The sequence below is a fragment of the Bacillus cereus genome (genome assembly GCF_002567495.1).
Classification (GTDB): Bacteria; Bacillota; Bacilli; order Bacillales; family Bacillaceae_G; genus Bacillus_A; species Bacillus_A cereus_AQ.
The window spans coordinates 120,814-140,633 of the sequence record NZ_NVAP01000045.1; the positions used below are offsets into that span (position 1 = coordinate 120,814).

Here is a 19,820-nt window from a genome sequence, read left to right on the forward strand (position 1 = left end):
TTTTCATAATATAATGAATGTCATTAGGGCTAGAAGATTGAGAAGGGATGAAGTATATGTCTGTATGTCATACAAATTCAGTAATAGGTGTACTAGATTCAGGGGTTGGGGGATTAACAGTTGCGAGTGAAATTATAAGACAATTGCCTAAAGAGAGCATTTATTATATTGGTGATAATAAGCGTTGTCCGTATGGGCCAAGAAGTGTAGAGGAAGTAGAATCTTTCGTATTTGAAATGGTTGAGTTCCTCAAACAGTTTCCATTAAAAGCTCTAGTGGTAGCATGTAATACTGCTGCAGCTGCTGCATTGACTGCGCTGCAAGAAGCACTGTCTATGCCGGTTATTGGCGTTATACATCCGGGAGCAAGAGCGGCAATTAAAGTGACAAAGAAAGGGGGAATCGGAGTAATTGGAACTGTAGGTACGATACAGTCTAATATGTACGAAAAAGCATTACACGAGCTTGATACATATTTGGAAGTGCATAGTCATGCGTGCCCCACTTTAGCTACAGTTGTAGAAAATCAATTAGAAGATACAGCATATGTAACGCAGCAAGTGAAACAAGCTTTACGTCCATTAACGAAAGAGGATATAGATACGTTAATTCTTGGGTGTACGCATTATCCACTTTTAGAGTCCTATATAAAAAAGGAATTAGGAGAGGCTGTGACAATTATTAGTTCTGCAGAAGAAACAGCGATAGAGTTAAGTACAATTTTACAGCACAAAGGAATTTTGTCTGACAATCTGAATCCGAAGCATCGATTTTTTACAACGGGATCTGTTTTATCATTTGAACATATTGCTGAGCGCTGGCTAGGGTATGAAATTTCTGTAGAATGTGTGAGTTTACCTATGGAAAAACAAATCGTGAAATATATTGTATAAAAAGAAGCTGATCTAAAATTAGATCAGCTTCTACATATAAGATTAAACTAAGTTTAATACAGTTACTTTTTCACGTGTCATAGACTCAAGGCTCTTACGAATACCTTGTGCGCCCATACCTGAACCTTTTACACCGATGAATGGGAAGTGGTCAGGGCCGCGCTCTGTGCGTCCGTTAATTTGAACAGAACCAGTTTCGATTTTGTTAGCAATTGCAAATGCTTTGTTAATGTCTTTTGTGAAGACACTTGCTTGCAAGCCGAACTCTGATTTGTTAGCAATTTCAATTGCTTGTTCATCTGAAGAAACGCGGATGATTGGAAGGATTGGGCCGAATGGCTCTTCCCAAGCAACTTTCATTTCTTCTGTTACGTGGTCGATTAATGTTGGATAAATTAAGTTACGCTCACGTTTGTTACCGATAACGATTGTTGCACCTTTTTCAACAGCATCGTCAACTAAACCTTGAACGAAGTCAGCAGATTTATCGTCGATTAATGGAACGATTGTGCTGTCTTGTTCTGGAGATCCAACTGATAGTTCAGCTACTTGCGCTTTTACTAAGTCAACAAGTTCGTCTGCTACGTTTTCGTGTACAAGTACACGTTTAATAGCTGTACAACGTTGACCAGAGTAAGAGAATGCACCGCTTACGATATGGTTTGCAGCATCTTGTAAATCAGCATCTTCACGAACGATACCAGGATCTTTACCGCCAAGTTCTAATACAAGTGGAATCATTGCAGCTTTTTTCGCTAAATGTTTACCTGTATTTGTACCGCCTGTGAACGATACCATATTGATGCCTTCATGTTCTACTAAGTAGTCACCAATTATAGAACCGCGTCCTGTAGCTACGTTTACAAGACCTTTTGGAAGGCCAGCTTTATGAAGTGCTTCAACCATTTTAATACCGCTAATTGCACCTTGAGTTGCTGGTTTGAAAATAACAGCGTTACCCATAATTAATGCTGGTGCAAGTTTTGCAGCAGATAAGTTTACTGGGTAGTTAAATGGTGCGATTGCTAATACAACACCAAGTGGTGCGCGTTGAATAATCGCAAGTTTCGATTTCGTTCCGCCCGGGAAGCTATCACCCATCATGCTTTCTCCGTGCATATGTAGAGCTTCTTCGATAGTGTAACGAATGAAGTCAGCTGTACGAACAACTTCTTTCTTTGCATCTTTATAGCCTTTACCGACTTCTTTCATAATGATATCGGCAATTTCATCTTGCATATTTACAAGCTCGTCAGCCCATTTATATAAGTATTTTGCGCGATCTTGTAGGGAAGCTTCAGCCCATGATTTTTGAGCTTCTTTTGCAGAAGCAATTGCTTCATCTACTTCTCCGCGAGTAATTGCTTGTACTTGTCCAATTACTTCGTGTAAGTATGGAGATGGAATGTCGATTGTTTCTCCTGAAGAGCTTTCTCTCCATTCTCCGTTTAAATAAAATTTGTACGTATTGCTAGTTGTCATGATTAGTCCTCCTAAAATAGCAACTTGTAAGAGTGAGTATAAGGTGATTGTAGGGGGTTTGATAACATTTTTCAAATGAAATGTTTGTGAAAACGATTTCTTGTTCTTTTTTTATTTTGTATGCCCTTTCTTACAGAAGATTCCCTTATTTCGAAATGATGTATCATATATTTTTATTCGATGTGTAAAAAAACAATTGACAGAATACTCAATATAGTTGTAAGATTATAAATGGAAAATAAATGAAGGGGGTGTGCGTAATGATTGTAATCGTAAATGTAATGGGCTTAGCTCTGTTAAATGGCGGAAAACATTCATATCATTACGCAACCCGTGCGGATATATAAGGCATCTCTGTCTTATAAAAAGCGTACGTTGCGTATATCGTAACGTACGCTTTTTATGCATTTCTTTGCATATCGTCAAGCGGCGGTATGCTTTTTTTTGTTTATTTTCCACATTAAGCTAAAAAACTTTGGAAGGTGGAAAAATGTGATGATATTATATGGGTTGCGAAATGTATATGTGATGGGTTTGGATAGTGGATAAAGAAGTGAGAGTGAAACGAGAACGAGAAGGGAGAGGTTACATTGTTATCAGTGTTACTAAAGTTAAAATGGTTTTTTAGGGAGCATTGGAAGAGATATAGTATCGCCATTGGAGCTCTTTTAATTGTAAATATAGTTGAAGTCATTCCCCCGAAAGTGTTAGGGGTTACGATTGATAATATAAAAACAGGAACGTTATCGAACGAAGCAATTATACAGTCTATTCTTATTTTAGTAGGGGTTACGATAGTTGGATACGGTCTAACTTTTGTGTGGCAACATCAATTGTTTGGCGGTGCATTCGTACTTGAGAAAACGATGCGCTCCAAATTTATGGGCCATTTACTTAAGATGACGCCAACTTTTTATCAAAAAAATCGTACTGGTGATTTAATGGCGAGGGCGACGAATGATTTAAAAGCAATCGCTATGACAGCGGGTTTTGGTATATTAACGCTTGTAGATTCTAGTTTATATATGCTTACGATCGTTTGTATGATGGGATTTACAATCAGTTGGGAGCTTACATTTGCAGCGCTTATACCGCTTCCAATTATGGCGTATGCGATGAATATATATGGAAAGAAATTGCATGAAAGATTTACAGTTGCGCAAGATGCGTTTGGTGATATGAACGATAAAGTGCTTGAATCGATCGCGGGTGTACGCGTTATTCGTGCATATGTACAAGAGAATGCAGATCAGGAAAGATTTCATCATTTAGGAGATGACGTCTACGAAAAAAATATGAAGGTAGCGAGAATTGATGCATTATTCCAACCAACTGTGAAAATGCTTGTTGGTCTTAGTTATTTAATCGGATTAGTGTACGGTGCATATCTTGTGTTCCAATCAAAGGTGACGCTTGGTGAACTCGTTTCTTTTAACGTGTATTTAGGAATGATGATTTGGCCGATGTTTGCAATTGGTGAATTAATCAATGTTATGCAAAGAGGAAATGCTTCGCTTGACCGTGTGAATGAAACGTTAGCGTATGAGCCAGATGTAAAGAATCCAAAACATCCAAAGCTTGTGCAAGAGCCGGATTATATTCAGTTTGATGATGTATCTTTCTCATACCCTTCATCAACTGAAGAAAATTTAAAGAAGGTTTCTTTTACATTAAAGCAAGGAGAAACGCTAGGGGTTGTCGGAAAAACAGGAAGCGGGAAAACGACGCTTGTACGTCAGCTTCTTCGTCAATATCCGCTTGGAGATGGAGATATTGCAGTTTCTGATGTGACATTAGATAAAATGACGAATGAAAATGTACTCGGGTGGATTGGTTATGTACCACAGGAGCATATTTTATTCTCAAAAACAGCGAGAGAAAATATTTTATTCGGAAACAGGGAAGCGAATGAAGAAGAGCTCCAGAAGGCGATTGAAATTGCTGCGTTTAAAAAAGACTTAGAGTTTCTACCAGAAGGATTAGAAACACTCGTTGGAGAGAAAGGTGTTTCTTTATCAGGTGGGCAAAAGCAAAGAATTTCAATTGCGCGAGCTGTTATTCAAAATCCAGAAATATTAATTTTGGATGATTCATTATCAGCTGTTGATGCTCGTACGGAAGCAGCGATCATTGAAAATATAAGAACAGAAAGAAGCGGAAAGACGACGATTATTACGACGCATCGTTTATCTGCAGTGCAACATGCGGATTGGATTCTCGTTATGGATGAAGGTGCGGTTATGGAAGAAGGTACGCATGATCAGCTTATTCAGAGTGGAGGCTGGTATGCTGAACAGTTTGAAAGACAACAAGGTGAAAATGAAAGTGCGGATAGTGGGGTGAAAATATGAGCGTTTCAAAACGATTGTTTCAATACGCGATGAAAGTGAAAGGGACGATTTTTGCAGCGATGCTAATGTTATTTATTTTCGTCATTGCAGAGCTTGCTGGTCCTTTCGTCGCTAAAACGATGATTGACGATCATATCGTCGGGATAGAGAAGCCTTGGTATGAAACAGAACAGAGTGAAGACGCTGTCTCATATAATGGCGCTTTTTATAAGCGAAGTGATCGCTTTGAACAAGGTGAGAAAAAAGGTAAAGAGGTACGCGTAATGCAAGTCGGTTTTCAATATTATTTTGTACCGAATAAAGTGAATGTTGAAGGGTCACGTACTGTAAAAGGTGATATGATTACCGTTCAAAATGGTAAGGCCGTGCAAGTGTATAAAGCGAAAGCATTAACGAAAGAAGAAGTGTTTGCGTTTTATAAACCAGAAATAAACCGTCTATTATTACTTGGTGGTGGCTATTTCGCTTTATTAGTAGTTGTATCATTATTTGCATACGGAAAGCAGTTCTTCTTGCAGAAGGCAGCGAACAAAATTATTCAAATTATGAGGGAGGATGTTTTCTCTCATATTCAAACGTTGCCAATTCGGTACTTTGATCATTTACCGGCGGGGAAAATTGTTTCGCGTGTGACGAATGATACAGAGGCCATCCGTGATTTATATGTAACAGTGCTGGCAACATTTGTTTCTAGTATCATCTATATTATTGGGATATTCGCTGCGCTATTTTTACTAGATGTAAAACTTGCGTCGTTATGTTTATTAATTATCCCAATTTTAATTGTTTGGGCCATTTTATATAGAAAGTATGCGTCTGTATACAACCATAAAATGCGTTCCCGTTTATCTGATATTAACGGAACAGTGAATGAATCCATTCAAGGGATGCCGATTATTCAAGCGTTTCGTCAAGAGCGTGAAACGAAAAAAGAGTTTGAAGAATTGAATGGCGATTATTTTAAGTATCAAAATAAAATTTTAAATTTAAATGCAGCAACTTCGCACAATTTAGTATCTGTATTAAGAAATATTGCTTTCACAGGAGTGATTTGGTATTTCGGTGGTGCGTCATTAAGTGCTACAGGTATTATTTCACTTGGGGTACTGTATGCGTTTGTTGATTATTTAACTCGATTATTCTCGCCAATTACGAATATGGTGAATCAGCTTGCAAATTTAGAGCAAGCGCGCGTTGCATCAGAACGTGTCTTTGAATTGTTAGAGGAAAAAGGGGAAGCGGTAGAAGAAGAACGTATGCCTCGTTTAAAAGGAAATGTGAAATTTGATAATGTATCATTTTCTTATAATGGAAAAGATGAAGTTCTAAAAAATATTTCTTTTGAAGCGAAACAAGGCGAGACAGTGGCACTTGTCGGTCATACTGGATCAGGAAAAAGCTCTATAATGAATGTACTCTTTCAATTTTATGAGTTTGAAAAAGGAAAGCTTACGATTGACGGTCACGATGTAAGAGGAATGCCGAAACAAGCAACTCGTGAGCATATGGGAATCGTACTGCAAGATCCGTTTTTATTTAGCGGGACGGTCGCTTCCAATGTAAGCTTAGAAAACGAAAAAATTTCAAAAGAGCGTATCATAAAAGCATTGCATGATGTTGGTGCTGAAAGATTTGCGAACAATATAAATGAAGAAATTACAGAAAAGGGAAGTACGCTTTCCACTGGTGAACGTCAGCTTATATCGTTTGCTAGAGCACTCGCTTTTGATCCAGCCATCTTAATTTTAGATGAAGCAACGTCTAGTATTGATACAGAAACAGAGGCGATGATTCAACAAGCACTGGAAGTTGTGAAACAAGGAAGAACGACATTTATTATTGCTCACCGTCTTTCAACAATTAAAAGCGCAGATCAAATTATTGTACTCGATAGAGGAACGATTTTAGAAAAAGGTTCTCACGATGAATTAATGAAAAAACGCGGACGTTACTATGATATGTACAAAACGCAAATGGAAGGAAATCAGAGCGCGTAATAGAGAGGAACTTGCAGGTTTTGCAAGTTCTTTTTTGTTAGCAATTATATCGACTCTTCGGTAAATAAGAAGTATTGTTTTACCTTTTTCTTTATAAATGCTATATTTAAAAATGTTACTTATTTTTTGTATGTAGGGGCGTTTTTGCCATTTTGTTTGATTATGAAGAAAAAGGATAAACTAAATAAGAACATTTTCATTGAAAAATTGTTCAAGATTGCATACAATCAATATAGTTTTTAAATTCCTATCAGAATACTTGGAGGATTACTATCATGAAGAAATTATTTTCAGTGCTTGCAGTAACTACATTAGCGATCGGGATTGTAGCCGGCTGCGGTAAAGAAGAGAAAAAAGATACAGCTAGTCAAGACGCGTTACAAAAGATTAAACAAAGCGGTGAACTTGTAATTGGTACAGAAGGTACATACCCACCATTTACGTTCCACGATTCAAGCAATAAATTAACTGGATTCGATGTTGAACTATCAGAAGAAGTTGCAAAACGTTTAGGTGTAAAACCTGTATTTAAAGAAACACAATGGGATAGCTTACTTGCTGGCCTTGATGCAAAACGTTTCGATATGGTTGCAAACGAAGTTGGTATTCGTGAAGATCGTCAAAAGAAATACGATTTCTCTAAACCATACATTTCATCTTCAGCGGCATTAGTTATCGCAAAAGATAAAGATAAGCCTGCTACATTTGCTGATGTAAAAGGGTTAAAAGGAGCACAATCTTTAACGAGTAACTATGCAGATATCGCTAAGAAAAACGGTGCAGAAATCGAAGGTGTAGAAGGATTTAGCCAAGCGGCAGAATTATTAGCTTCAGGACGCGTTGATTTTACCATTAATGATAAGTTATCAGTATTAAATTATTTAGAAACGAAAAAAGATGCAAAAATTAAAATTGTAGATACAGAAAAAGAAGCTTCACAAAGTGGATTCTTATTCCGTAAAGGTAGCGATAAGCTTGTACAAGAAGTAGATAAAGCGTTAGAAGATATGAAAAAAGACGGTACGTATGACAAAATAACGAAAAAATGGTTCGGTGAAAATGTATCTAAGTAGTGCATTAGTTTCAGATCGATTGTCTACTTGGATAGATATTATGCAGTCTTCCTTCATGCCTATGCTGAAGGAAGCTGTTTTTACAACAATTCCATTAACGCTTATTACATTTATTATCGGGATTATACTGGCGACGTTAACAGCGCTCGCACGTATTTCAGGTAATCGTATTTTACAATGGATTGCTCGTATCTATGTATCTATCATTCGCGGAACGCCACTTCTTGTACAATTATTTATTATTTTCTATGGTCTTCCAACTCTTAACATTCAAGTTGAGCCATATACAGCAGCAGTTGTTGGATTTTCATTAAATGTCGGTGCATATGCATCTGAAATTATTCGTGCTTCTATCCTTTCAATTCCGAAAGGGCAGTGGGAAGCAGCTTACACAATTGGGATGACATACCCGCAAGCGTTAAAACGTGTTATTTTACCACAAGCGACGCGTGTATCAATCCCGCCGCTTTCAAATACATTTATTAGCTTAGTGAAGGATACTTCATTAGCATCGTTAATTTTAGTAACAGAAATGTTCCGAAAAGCGCAGGAAATTGCGGCGATGAACTACGAGTTTTTAATTGTTTATTTTGAAGCAGGTCTTATTTATTGGGTTATTTGTTTCTTATTATCAATCGTACAACAGATGTTAGAAAAGCGTTCAGAACGCTATACGTTAAAATAATCCTTTTACAAAAGGAGTTTTTGTTTTTATGATTTCAATTCAACATTTACAAAAAAGTTTCGGAGATAATACCGTACTAAAGCACATAGATTTATCAGTTGAGAAAGGTGAGGTTGTTGTTATTATCGGGCCATCTGGATCTGGTAAAACGACATTCTTACGTTGTCTTAACGTACTAGAAACGCCAAACGCTGGTAACATTCGTATCGGCAATAAAGAGCTTAACTTCTCTCAAAAAGTATCGAAGAAAGATATTGTAAATCTTCGTACACAAACAGGGATGGTGTTCCAACATCATAACTTATTCCCTCATTTAACAGCACTTCAAAACGTAATGGAAGGGCTCGTTACAGTGAAAAAGATGGGGAAAGAAGAAGCAAAGAAAAAAGCAAACTATTTCCTTGAAAAAGTTGGTTTAGCAGATAAAGTGGATTTATATCCGTTCCAATTATCAGGTGGTCAACAACAGCGCGTTGGAATTGCGCGCGCGCTGGCGATGGAGCCAGAAGTGTTACTATTTGATGAGCCGACTTCAGCGCTTGATCCTGAACTCGTTCAAGAGGTTTTAAAAGTAATGAAAGAACTTGCTAAAGAAGGCATGACGATGGTTATTGTAACGCACGAAATGCGTTTTGCACATCAAATTGCGAACCGCGTTATTTTCATGGATGGTGGTGTTGTTGTCGAACAAGGTACACCAGAAGATGTATTTACAAATCCAAAAGAAGAACGCACGAAAAAGTTTTTACAAATGTTACAGTAAATTAAGAAAGGTCTCAGGGTATATGCCCTGAGACCTTTTTGCCATATATATTTATTTTTGGAATCCGCCAAGGCTTTGCTCAGCCATTGCAACTAGACGTTTTGTAATTTCTCCACCAACTGAACCGTTAGCGCGAGCCGTAGAATCTGCTCCTAATTGTACACCAAATTCTTGAGCGATTTCGTACTTCATTTGATCGATTGCAGCTGTTGCACCTGGTACTACTAATTGATTGTAAGAACTTTGGTTTGCCATAGGAATATATCCTCCTTAGAGTTAGAAAAATTTTTTTTGGTTGGACTAGCTGGAGTTGAACCAGATTATCGCCCCGATTGGCGCTAATCCATCGGTAATTAAGTTTGTACTCATAGTATGGATGTTACCTAGAAAGATATACGAAATAATAACTTGTAAATTTTGTAAAAAAACGTAGTGATTTCGTAAATTATGAAATAAGAGTAATCGTTGTATTTTTAAGAAAACAGGCCAAACTAAGAGCAATATAATGTGACTGCTTTTTTATAAATGGCCTCTCTTACTTAAAGTACATTTCTTCTATGCATGGCTAGATGTTTTCTTCAATTAAGAAAAGAGCGGTTTATAAATGATAACGTATGGAGGAATCATGATGGGGATTTGCCCACTTTGCAATGCATTAGAAGCACAAACATATTCTTGTCAAAATTGCCAAAGTATACTCCAAGATTATGGGAAGTCTGTAGATTACATAGACGATTATAGTGCCTATATGGATCAAGAATTATTAAGTGCAGTAGATGGTTTAACGCATAATAATTCAAATAAATATTGCAATCATATTTTTTATTGCGGAGTATGTAACGTGGAAACAGAGGTTGTAGTGAAACTTGTGTAAATAGAAAACTTCCACCTTATGATTTAGGTGGAAGTTTTTGTTTTTGTATTTGTGAGTGAATCATAGGAGAAGGGATATGTTCGGTATTTGATGAAGTCCCGGATTTTATTTGAGACATTTTTTCTTTTGCATCACGTAAAGAATGTTCAGTTAAGTAGACGGCATATTCGTAAAATAATTGGCGCGTTAGTTCACTTTGTTCTTTTAACTTTTCATCTTGGAATACAGTTCGCCCAGGTTTAGAGTTGGCTTCAAAGAGCCACGGGTTTTCCTTTGTGTCTAAACCGATATCAAAACCGATTTCTCCAATATTTCCGGTTACTTGTTCATCGAGCGCGTAACTTATTTGTAAGGCAGTGTGTTTTAATTTATTTTCAATTTGAACTTGTTTCGTTGAATCTGGGAAAAGCTCTTGCAGTAATTTTGTATCACCGCCGCTATTTACGTGCGTTGTTAAACTACCTTTGCCAGCAATTTTGGCGACGATTGCACTAACTATCCAATTACCGAAATGATTTTTATTTGTATGAATGCGGAAATCAACAGGTTGCCCATTGAAGCGAAGTAATGAAATACCTTGCTGCACGATAAATTTTTTTAAATCATGTCCTTTTAATACGTGATTTAGAAGCGTTTCTAATGATTGATACTTTCTCAGTTTATTTTCTTCATTTTCGCGATAACGACAGTAGTAGCAATTCTCTGTTTGAGAATAAAATATTTGATGAATATTTCTACCAAAGCTCCCGTGTATTGGTTTCATGTACACAGATTTATACGTGCCAAGAAAGCGTTCTACTTGTTCAAAATGCTGAAATGCTTCTGTGTTTGGTAATAAGGGTCTAATTGATTCGTCTTTCATAAGAAGTTGATGAACTTCCCATTTATTGAAAAACCCTGGGTTAAACCATGGAATGGAGTAGTCATGTTCTAACTTTCTTTTTGCTCTGACAATTGGTTTATAATTTTCCGCTTGTCGATTTGGTAATCGATCGTAAATGACATTTGGTAAAGGGACTTTTTTCTTTATCCATTGTTTCTCTTGAAAGAAATATCCTTCAATTGTTTCTTCTTCCCAGTTTATATGTTGAACGCCAAAGACGAATACGAACGGTCGTAATGAAAATGGTGGTGTTAACAACTCACTGAGAGCGATTGAACGATGACCTAAAGGCTTAGAAGAATCATCATTAAAGCCAGTTGTGAAAATGCCGATTAATGGTCCGAAAATGATCGTTTGGTTTTGTGTGAATGCATGAATAGTAGTTGATTGAGGCAGTAAAAGTTTTTCAGCAATATGTTTTCCGATAATAATTTCGCGAGTAAAGGAATAATGAATTTTTACTTCTTCACTTGCAATATGACGTATGCCGAAGGCGAGGGATGTAATAGGTGGTGTAATAGAAAAAACGTAAGGTAAAGTAATGCTATTTGGATTTTCATCTGAAATGTTTAATGTATATATATGTTCTTTCAAAATAGGTTTACCTCCTTTCATTATGGTGTAAAGCGACTGAACTTAAGTGGTCCGTGAAATATCTTTTCAGCTAATGAATCACTATGACGAATGTATTGTTCGTAAGGAGGAATCGTGTTGACATACATAAGCCAAATTGCACCTTTTTGATCCATAATTGTGGAAAGTTCTAGTTCAAATAACGAAGAATAAGAGTGATCTAATGTCTGGAATACTTCATTTATGATGTCGTGCAAAGCGTCTTGCAATAGTTGCACACCCGTACTAGATAGTACGTATTTAATTTTTGAAAATGAATGTAATGAATCATCGTCCGTTGCTGAGAGTAAAAGTTGATTCGGAAATGAGCTTTTTTGTATAAATTGGCCGATAACGTTCCAAGTTTGTTCTTTGTTTTTTTGCAAAATAGTTCGAATGTGGAGGGGATATGTTAATTGATTTGGTGGTTGCAACATTGTATGTGCTATGTAGCGTGATGAACGGATGTGAGATTTGTACCAAGATATAAATTCGTCTGTCCGTTTGATTGGAGTGGAAGTATGGTATGTTTCATGTATTGTATCGATATGAAACGTTTTATTTTTGTAAACGACTCGATATAAGCTATCCTTGGAATGTATATTAGTGGGGCGTATAATGATATCTTTAGTTTTTAACAACAGTTTGAAAATGTTTTGTATCGTTGCGATTTCAAATTTTGGTATATAAGGAGACAGTTTTTTATTAGTGAGAAATAAATCATGTAGTTCACTTAAGTTAATAAGTGTATTATTTAAAAAGGTAGTGGAAGGACGTTTGTGCAAAGAGTGAATAATTGATTTTGCTTTTTCAAAGTCTCTTTCCTCGTGAAAGGAATAGCGATCATGTATATAAGAAGGAATAGGGAATGTTTGCTCTTTCCATTTTCCTGTATCTGTATCATAAATAAGACCAGAAACAAGGTCTGTTTTAGGATCAATACAAAATGGCGTAAACTGGGCAACGACATTATGATAAAGCCGAGCGCGTTTAGCGATTTCGGTGTAATACGTTTGTTCATAATGAAGTTTGGAAGTTAAAAGACCAAGAACCAACGAAATCACTCCTTTACTCATATTTGCACAATAGGCGAAGCTATATATTGCAAATACGTTTTTATACCATTATACTTTTGTCCGTATGATGATATGCTATAGTTTTGGAGAAGTGAAAGGTTGATTGTAATGAATATATGGTTGAATATGTTAACAACGACAGGACTCGGAGCGATTATTGGAGGATACACGAATCATTTAGCGATAAAAATGTTATTTCGTCCTCATCGTCCTATTTATATCGGGAAGTTTCAAGTTCCATTTACACCAGGATTAATTCCGAAGCGCCGTGATGAGCTTGCTGTTCAATTAGGGAAAATGGTTGTAGAGCATTTGTTAACACCAGAAGGAATCGGAAAAAAGCTAACAAATGAAGAGTTTCAAAAAAGTTTAATCCACTGGGCGCAAGTAGAAGTGGATAAAGTAATTACGAATGAACAATCACTGCGACATATGTTAGAAAAATGGAATGTAGCGCATGTAGAAGAAGAGGTGACTCGAAAAATTGAACATGTGATTACAGAAAAAATTCATGCATTTTTAGCAGAGTGTTATACATATACATGGGAACAGGCTTTACCTCATTCTGTACATGAAAAAGTAGAGAATGCGATTCCGAATGTCTCTGCGTTTATTTTAGAGCGAGGAATTAGGTTTTTTGAAAGTGAAGAAGGGAAAGCACGTCTTTCAAAAATGATTGATGATTTCTTTGCTTCTCGTGGAACGCTGCTTAACTTAGTCGGAATGTTTTTAGGAAATGTAAGTGTAGTGGATCGTGTGCAACCAGAAGTTATTAAGTTTTTAGGGCAAGATGGCACGAAGCAGCTTTTAACTGATGTACTGCAAAAAGAGTGGGAAAAGTTAAAGGGAAGAGATGTAAAAGAATTAGAATCATTTGTAGAGAAAGAAATGATTGTAAATTCCATACTGTCAGCAGTTAAAGTAGAGGAAACAGTGAGTAAATTTTTAAATCAATCTGTTCAACAAGTATGTGAACCCGTTCGAGAAACAATCATTGAAAAAATGGTTCCAAGCGCAGTAACGAAAGGCTTGAAGTGGGGAACAGAAAACGTAGAGAGTATACTAAAAAATCTACACCTTGCGGAAATTGTCCAGCAAGAAGTGTCTACATTTTCAACAGAGAGATTAGAAGACCTAGTTCTATCTATTACGAAAAGTGAGTTAAAAATGATTACGTATTTAGGAGCGTTATTAGGTGGAATGATCGGACTCGTGCAAGGATTGTTACTATTGTTTCTTAGATAATAAGGTGAGTACATAGAAATAAAAGTGAAATTTCTTCACATCTCTTGCATAGTTTGATATGGTAAGAAGAGGTGCGTATGTAAATGCGCTGAAAAGGCAGTGTGAGTGAAAAGCGCTAGCCTTCTAAAGGAGGAAAAATAAAATGACAAAGAACATTCATGATGTAGCATATGAATTACAAAAAGCAATCGCTGAAAACGAAGACTTCAAAACGTTAAAAGAGAGCTACGCAGCAGTACAAGGTGATGCGGCTTCAAAGAACTTATTCGACGAGTTCCGTACAATGCAACTTAGCCTACAACAAAAAATGATGCAAGGCCAAGAAATCACTGAAGAAGACAACCAACAAGCACAAGAAGTTGTAGCTCGCATTCAACAAGATGCTAAAATTACAAAATTAATGGAAACTGAGCAACGCCTAAACGTTGTAATCGGCGACGTTAACAAAATTATCATGAAGCCACTTGAAGAATTATATAGCGCGCAACAACAAGCGTAATAGTGGAAGACGCTCCTAGTAGGGAGCGTCTTTTTTGTTGTAGAAAAAGGCTTATATTTGGAATAAGGGAAACTGTACGTTTTATATTATATATCCGAATAATTCATGTTCGGTAAAGCGCAATCAATTTTTGATGAAATATGAATAAACTTTCATTAGTATTAACTAAGGTTTTTCTTTAAAATTACATATTAGGACAAGGAGGAAGGTGAACTGTGAGGCGTTGTATCGAGTTATATCACTTTAAATATGAAATATCATTAAAAAAGTTGGTGCATGTGATGATGGAAAGTGATTTTTCATCAAAATTCTGAGCTAGGAGGAATTTTACTTATAAATGAGTCGGAAATTAGGATGAATAATATAAGTATTACAACTAACAAAGTAGAGATTTATTAAATGAATGATGAATTCTATCTAACAAATGTGAATGATAATGTGAAAGTTATTCTATATTACAGGATAACTATATTTTTGTGCTTATAACCGTTAAATGAAATGTGTATGCCTTAATCAATTTATGATGAAAAAATGTGGGAAATGGAGTTATTGCTGTAGTTAAAAAGGAGTTTTGTACAAAAGTGATTCGAGTATTTAAGTATGAATATCAATTGATTGTAACGTTACTATCGCTTAGTTTATTTAGTTATTTTGCAATCGAAATTATGTTATATCCTAGGGTAGGGATTGAGATAGAGCATCAAGAAAATCATTTGGTGATTAATAATATTGTGAAAAATAGCTGGGCAGCAGAAAAAGATCTAGCAGTCGGGGATATGATTGAAAAAATAGATGGGATTCTACCTGATGATAACTCTAATATTTCATTATATGGTGCTACTGAAAGGGTAAAGAAAATTACAATGAAGAAAGGGGGAACAATAGAAGAATATAAAGTAGATTATAATCCGTACGATAAGCAATTGGTTTATCATCTTTTTTTACCAACTGTGTTTTATCTAACGTGTTTTTTTATGGCGACATATATTTTAATACGTGCTCCATACTTGAATGCAGGAACGAAAGATTTAATCTATTTTCTGCATTGTTTAGGAATGAGTTACATTAGTATTATGGCGGGGTTACAAAAAGATTTAATAGCGTATATTGTAGTTGCTATTTCTTTAACGTACTCAGTTGTCTTTTTTATAAAATTTATGGACATGTTTACGAAAAACTTGAAGATAAGGTTTATAACAAAAACAAAATTAATCTACATAAATATAATAGCGTTTATTTTAGTTTGTTTAACCATTTTTATTTATTTAAAATATAATGGTTTAGCGACGAGCTATATTATATTGTTAAGTTCTGTTTTGTTTTTATTAACAGTATATGTATTGTTTAAATTTTATTTTAAAAGTAGAAAAAGTTATTATTTTAAGTTTATAAGAGTTATTATTATGAGCGCAATCATATCAGCCATGCCATTTATATTCTTATTTTTAATTCCTAATTTGATAAATTACAAAGAAATAATAAGTGTCGAGACGACAGCGATCTTTTTTTTATTGGTTCCAATTTGTATTTTTTATATGATTATTGAAGGGAAAATATTTGATTATAATTTTGTCATTCGTAGAGTTCAATATTATGCTTTACTGTCGATATGTCTAACGGGTTTTATCGTTATATTAGGGATTTTAATTTTTCACAATACTGGCGATAACATATTAGATGTCATTCGATTTGCTGGTATCTTGTTTGTTTCGTTAATGCTTTCTTGCTTTATAAAGGATTATTTGGATTTTAAATTAAGGAAAAAATTATATCATTCTCAGAGAAATTATCAGTTTAGTTTACATAGATTTTTACATCAGGCAAAAAATGAATATAAGTTTTCAAACTTAATTGTTAGCATAAAGAGAGAAATCAATGATGTATTAAGAATAGAAGAAATATGCTGCATTGAAGTCAGTAAAGGGGATCATTCTCTCCAAATTATTGGGGAGGGATGTGTTTCTGAAGATGTGCTAAAGCAATTGAATGGATATCAGTTAGAGACATATACTGTTGGTTCCATTATACAATTAGAAGATCATTTTGTGTTTGTTTTGTCCATTTCAGCAAAAACAATGATTATATTGTTATGTAAATCTAATAATAGGAGTGGTTTGAACATTCAAGAAATTGGATGGTTAGAGACATTGTGTAGTTATGCTGATTTATTATTAGAATGCTCATATCAAGTCGAAGAATTAGTGAATCAGTTGCAAACGATAAATGAACCGAAACAGCCTCCAATTTGGCTTTCAAAGTTACTATTTAATTTGTCTGAAAAAGAGCGGGCAAATTTGGCGAGTGATATTCATGATGGTGTATTACAAGACCAAATACGCTTGTCTAGGAAATTAGAGGCGTATCATAAAGATATTCCGGATGTCGATATGAAAAATATAATTAACGAAGTATATGAAGATGTCTTAGATCATATTTATGTCATTCGTGAAACATGTAATAACTTACGTCCTCCATTTCTATATGAAGTAGGTTTGAAAAAAGCATTATTAGATTTATTTAAACAAGTAAATCTTAAAGCTACATTTTTCTTTTATTATGAAATTCAAGATAATATTATTCTACCTAATGTAGAATATGAACAAGCAATTTATAGAATTATTCAGGAGTTATTAAATAATGCACTAAAGCATTCAAAAGCTTCTAAAGTTACAATTCGATTATGTGAGCAAAATGGATATTTGAATTTAACTTATGATGATGATGGGATAGGAATGGGGATAGATTTAGACGAGTTAAATCATTCTTATAGTAGTTTAGGTTTATCCGGGATTGTAGCTAGAATTCATAGTTTAGGTGGAGAAATGTCAATAGATTCAAAGGTGAATAATGGATTAAAGATTAAAATTAGTATGAAAATTGATTAAATCTTTAGATGTGGAAGGGATGAAAAAATGATTTCTGTTCTTGTTGTAGATGATCACGTTGCAGTTGGCCTAGGGACTAAAGCATTAATTGAAAGATATGATGATATAGAGGCTGATGTTTTACATGATAGTGAAGAAATAAGAGAAGTTATGCATAATAAACAGTATGATGTATATTTAATAGATTTACAAATGCCAAAAATAAATGGTTTGGAGCTTTCTAAATATATACTTAGTGTGCAACCAGAAGCAGCTATTCTTATTTTTACAGGATTTGATGTGTTTGCACATTATAATTTATTAATAGATAACGGAGTACTTGGTGTATTAAGTAAAACTTCGTCTGAGAAAGAAGTGGTAAACGCAATCCGCCATGCAGTGAAAAAAGAAGTAGTTCTTTCTCATCAACTTGTAAGACAGTTAAGGATAGTAGAAAATGCATCTAATATAAATGTAGAAGGCGAAATGAAAAATATAATTTCTTTAAATGATGAAGAGAAGATGATTCTAGTTGAAGTTGGTAAAGGAAAAACAAATAGAGAGCTTGCCGAAATATTAAACTTAAGTCAAAGATCGGTAGAATATAAATTGACCGACATATTTCATAAGTTACAAGTTTCATCAAGAATGGAAGCAGTACAAAAGGCGAAAGAACTGTGGTTTATTCCAACTATAAATTTTTAATGTAGCTCTTTATTAAGTTGCGGTATTCACGCAAGAAAAAATGCGTGAATACGAGAGGGATATTCGGTGATGTAAATGGAAGAATATAGTATAGTTACATTAAAGGCAAAATAAACTCGCGAGGACTAACAGCTTAATATACTGCCTTTTATTAGGATGTATAGTTGTATTCAGGTGTATAATAATCAATATAAATAGAATGATTTGAAAGACAGTCAATTATTTTAAGACACGGTAAAAAATTGTTGTATTAAGTTGTTGGTAGTGCAGTGCATTGTTAAAAGAGTAATGTAGGGTTGAGTTACTCCAATTGATAAAAATCCTATACTTTGTCAATATAGTGATTTTATTGTCCATTATGTGTTGTTATTTTGAGTTTATTGTTTTGTTTTGGCCTCATTTAAGGAGGCCTTTTTTTATGGGAAACGGATGGAATTCATCCTCATACATAAAAAAAGCCCCTTTAAAATAGCCATTTCTTAGTGGTTATTTTAAAGGGGGATATAATACATCGGTTAATTTTTTTTATTGCTGTTAATTGAAGTTTTAATATTTTTTTCGTTCAAAAACTTTTCAATCTCTTTTTGCTTTCGGCCATTAACTTTCTCAAAGCGCTTTGTAAAAGAAAAATCGGTCTTGAATAAGTTACCATCTTGGGCGAGTTTGTCTAATTCTTGATCTAGTTCTACTGAAAGTGCTGTAGATGATGAAATAAATTCATAGATTTCTTTTGAAGGTTTTTTATAATCATTAGGGATCGTATTGTTACTAATAAAATTATCGAAGTTCGCATCGTTTTGTTGCGCTAAATCGATTAGTTTTTGTAATTTCTCTCGGTCGGATTCCGTAACATTTTCATCAGACAGGGCTGACGAAAGTGGAATGATGTTTTCAGATAACTCCCAATTATAATCTATATAATTTTTTATACTTTGTTTCATTTCATCTTCATTAATAGTTTCATTCTTTTTTGAGGAACTAAATATATTTTCTGGAATCTTAATCGTAACATCTTTCATAGATTGTACATCGTTTTCTTCCTTAAGTTCTGCACTGTTTGAACAAGCTGATAGAAATAAAATTGTAAGTAACATGAGTGGATATAAAATATACTTTTTCATATTAATCTCCTTCTACATTCATTAGTATCTTTGTAAAATAGCTACATTCCATTTCAAATACTTTACTAAAGTTGCGTATAGATGTTTTACCATTTGGTAAGATATGACGGATATTAGTAAACCGCCGCAAAAAGCGATGAACACGTTGTAAACATCGGAATAACTGATTTGATGAAACCCTTTAAAGAATCCTAATCCTAGTAATAAGATAGGCGAAATAATTAATAATGGTGTGGCAATTATAAGTGCTAGAAGAAGCGGTAATAGAAAGAGTAATACGAAAAAGGCGATAATGATACATATAAAGTTTAAAAAATTTAAGCTCATAACAGAAAAAAATGCGGTGATAATATTCTTGAGGCTTCGTCTATTATCAGCTTTACTTATTGCATATGAAACAGTAAGTTCTTTAGCGATAGTTTTAGGGTTTCCTAGCTTTTTTGAGATTTTTTCTTCAGATTGTCCATCCTGTTTACCACTAATAAAATGAGTTTCGTACTCCGAGATAATATCTTTCTTTTCTAAAGTAGGCATATTCCGTAGAGAAGAACTAAGTTGTTTTAAAAATTCACTTTTGTTCATTACGATCACTTTCCTTTATAGAATGATGAATTACAGTTGAGAATCCTATCTTTTTTATAAACAGCACAATCTGTATCTACCTTTTTAAAAGTGGATATACGAATTGCGAACAACA

The 19,820-nt window shown here is 34.7% G+C and carries 17 protein-coding genes; 11 read left to right on the forward strand and 6 right to left on the reverse strand.

Features of this window, described 5'->3' with window-relative positions; all coding sequences use genetic code 11:
- Positions 1-56 precede the first annotated feature (56 nt).
- A complete protein-coding gene (racE, locus tag COK05_RS22265; RefSeq protein WP_098614296.1) occupies positions 57-893 on the forward strand; it encodes a glutamate racemase in 837 nt (278 codons plus the stop codon).
- 42 nt (positions 894-935) lie between these two features.
- Here the strand turns inward: racE and gapN are convergent, their stop codons facing one another.
- Positions 936-2,375 (reverse strand): NADP-dependent glyceraldehyde-3-phosphate dehydrogenase, encoded by a 1,440-nt coding sequence (gene gapN / locus COK05_RS22270; protein WP_098614297.1) that lies wholly within the window; start codon positions 2,373-2,375, stop codon positions 936-938.
- A 590-nt stretch (positions 2,376-2,965) separates the two neighbouring features.
- On the opposite strand from gapN, the gene COK05_RS22290 reads away from it, so the two are divergent.
- From COK05_RS22290 to COK05_RS22315, 5 genes are all read left to right on the forward strand, one after another.
- On the forward strand, positions 2,966-4,726 hold the full coding sequence (locus COK05_RS22290; RefSeq protein WP_098614299.1) for an ABC transporter ATP-binding protein: 1,761 nt from the start codon (positions 2,966-2,968) through the stop codon (positions 4,724-4,726).
- Positions 4,723-6,723, forward strand: coding sequence for an ABC transporter ATP-binding protein (locus tag COK05_RS22295; protein WP_098614300.1), 2,001 nt, complete (start codon positions 4,723-4,725; stop codon positions 6,721-6,723). Before COK05_RS22290 ends, COK05_RS22295 begins: the two co-directional genes overlap by 4 nt.
- 275 nt (positions 6,724-6,998) lie before the next feature.
- Entirely contained in the window at positions 6,999-7,796 is a 798-nt protein-coding gene (locus tag COK05_RS22305; RefSeq protein ID WP_016082716.1) for an amino acid ABC transporter substrate-binding protein, read from the forward strand.
- Positions 7,783-8,481, forward strand: a complete 699-nt coding sequence (locus COK05_RS22310) for an amino acid ABC transporter permease (protein ID WP_098614302.1) — start codon at positions 7,783-7,785, stop codon at positions 8,479-8,481. The genes COK05_RS22305 and COK05_RS22310 overlap by 14 nt, the downstream gene beginning before the upstream one ends.
- Before the next feature lie 28 nt (positions 8,482-8,509).
- Positions 8,510-9,244: an amino acid ABC transporter ATP-binding protein gene (locus COK05_RS22315; RefSeq protein ID WP_029441704.1), complete on the forward strand. Its 735-nt coding sequence runs from the start codon at positions 8,510-8,512 to the stop codon at positions 9,242-9,244.
- A 51-nt stretch (positions 9,245-9,295) separates the two neighbouring features.
- Here COK05_RS22315 and sasP read toward each other — a convergent pair whose 3' ends face one another.
- The gene (sasP, locus tag COK05_RS22320) at positions 9,296-9,499 is read right to left on the reverse strand and encodes a small acid-soluble spore protein, SasP family (RefSeq protein WP_000013349.1); all 204 of its coding nucleotides are present in this window, start codon (positions 9,497-9,499) and stop codon (positions 9,296-9,298) included.
- Positions 9,500-9,872: 373 nt separating this feature from the next.
- On the opposite strand from sasP, the gene COK05_RS22325 reads away from it, so the two are divergent.
- Entirely contained in the window at positions 9,873-10,118 is a 246-nt protein-coding gene (locus tag COK05_RS22325) for a hypothetical protein (RefSeq protein WP_098614303.1), read from the forward strand.
- Positions 10,119-10,134: 16 nt separating this feature from the next.
- On the opposite strand, the gene COK05_RS22330 is transcribed toward COK05_RS22325, so the two are convergent.
- Positions 10,135-11,595: a YheC/YheD family endospore coat-associated protein gene (locus COK05_RS22330; RefSeq protein ID WP_098614304.1), complete on the reverse strand. Its 1,461-nt coding sequence runs from the start codon at positions 11,593-11,595 to the stop codon at positions 10,135-10,137.
- 20 nt (positions 11,596-11,615) lie between these two features.
- Positions 11,616-12,668: a YheC/YheD family endospore coat-associated protein gene (locus COK05_RS22335; RefSeq protein ID WP_098614305.1), complete on the reverse strand. Its 1,053-nt coding sequence runs from the start codon at positions 12,666-12,668 to the stop codon at positions 11,616-11,618.
- A 129-nt stretch (positions 12,669-12,797) separates the two neighbouring features.
- Here COK05_RS22335 and COK05_RS22340 point away from each other — a divergent pair, with 129 nt between their 5' ends.
- From COK05_RS22340 to COK05_RS22355, 4 genes are all read left to right on the forward strand, one after another.
- Positions 12,798-13,934 (forward strand): DUF445 domain-containing protein, encoded by a 1,137-nt coding sequence (locus COK05_RS22340; RefSeq protein WP_141539212.1) that lies wholly within the window; start codon positions 12,798-12,800, stop codon positions 13,932-13,934.
- A 142-nt stretch (positions 13,935-14,076) separates the two neighbouring features.
- Positions 14,077-14,433 (forward strand): YlbF/YmcA family competence regulator, encoded by a 357-nt coding sequence (locus COK05_RS22345; protein WP_098614307.1) that lies wholly within the window; start codon positions 14,077-14,079, stop codon positions 14,431-14,433.
- A 581-nt stretch (positions 14,434-15,014) separates the two neighbouring features.
- Positions 15,015-17,318, forward strand: a complete 2,304-nt coding sequence (locus COK05_RS22350; RefSeq protein ID WP_098614318.1) for an ATP-binding protein — start codon at positions 15,015-15,017, stop codon at positions 17,316-17,318.
- 27 nt (positions 17,319-17,345) lie between these two features.
- A complete protein-coding gene (locus COK05_RS22355; protein ID WP_098614308.1) occupies positions 17,346-18,002 on the forward strand; it encodes a response regulator transcription factor in 657 nt (218 codons plus the stop codon).
- 515 nt (positions 18,003-18,517) lie between these two features.
- Here the strand turns inward: COK05_RS22355 and COK05_RS22360 are convergent.
- Complete coding sequence (locus COK05_RS22360) at positions 18,518-19,123, reverse strand: NDxxF motif lipoprotein (protein WP_098614309.1); 606 nt, start codon at positions 19,121-19,123, stop codon at positions 18,518-18,520.
- Between the two features lie 21 nt (positions 19,124-19,144).
- Complete coding sequence (locus COK05_RS22365) at positions 19,145-19,705, reverse strand: HAAS signaling domain-containing protein (protein ID WP_098614310.1); 561 nt, start codon at positions 19,703-19,705, stop codon at positions 19,145-19,147.
- Positions 19,706-19,820: the final 115 nt, after the last annotated feature.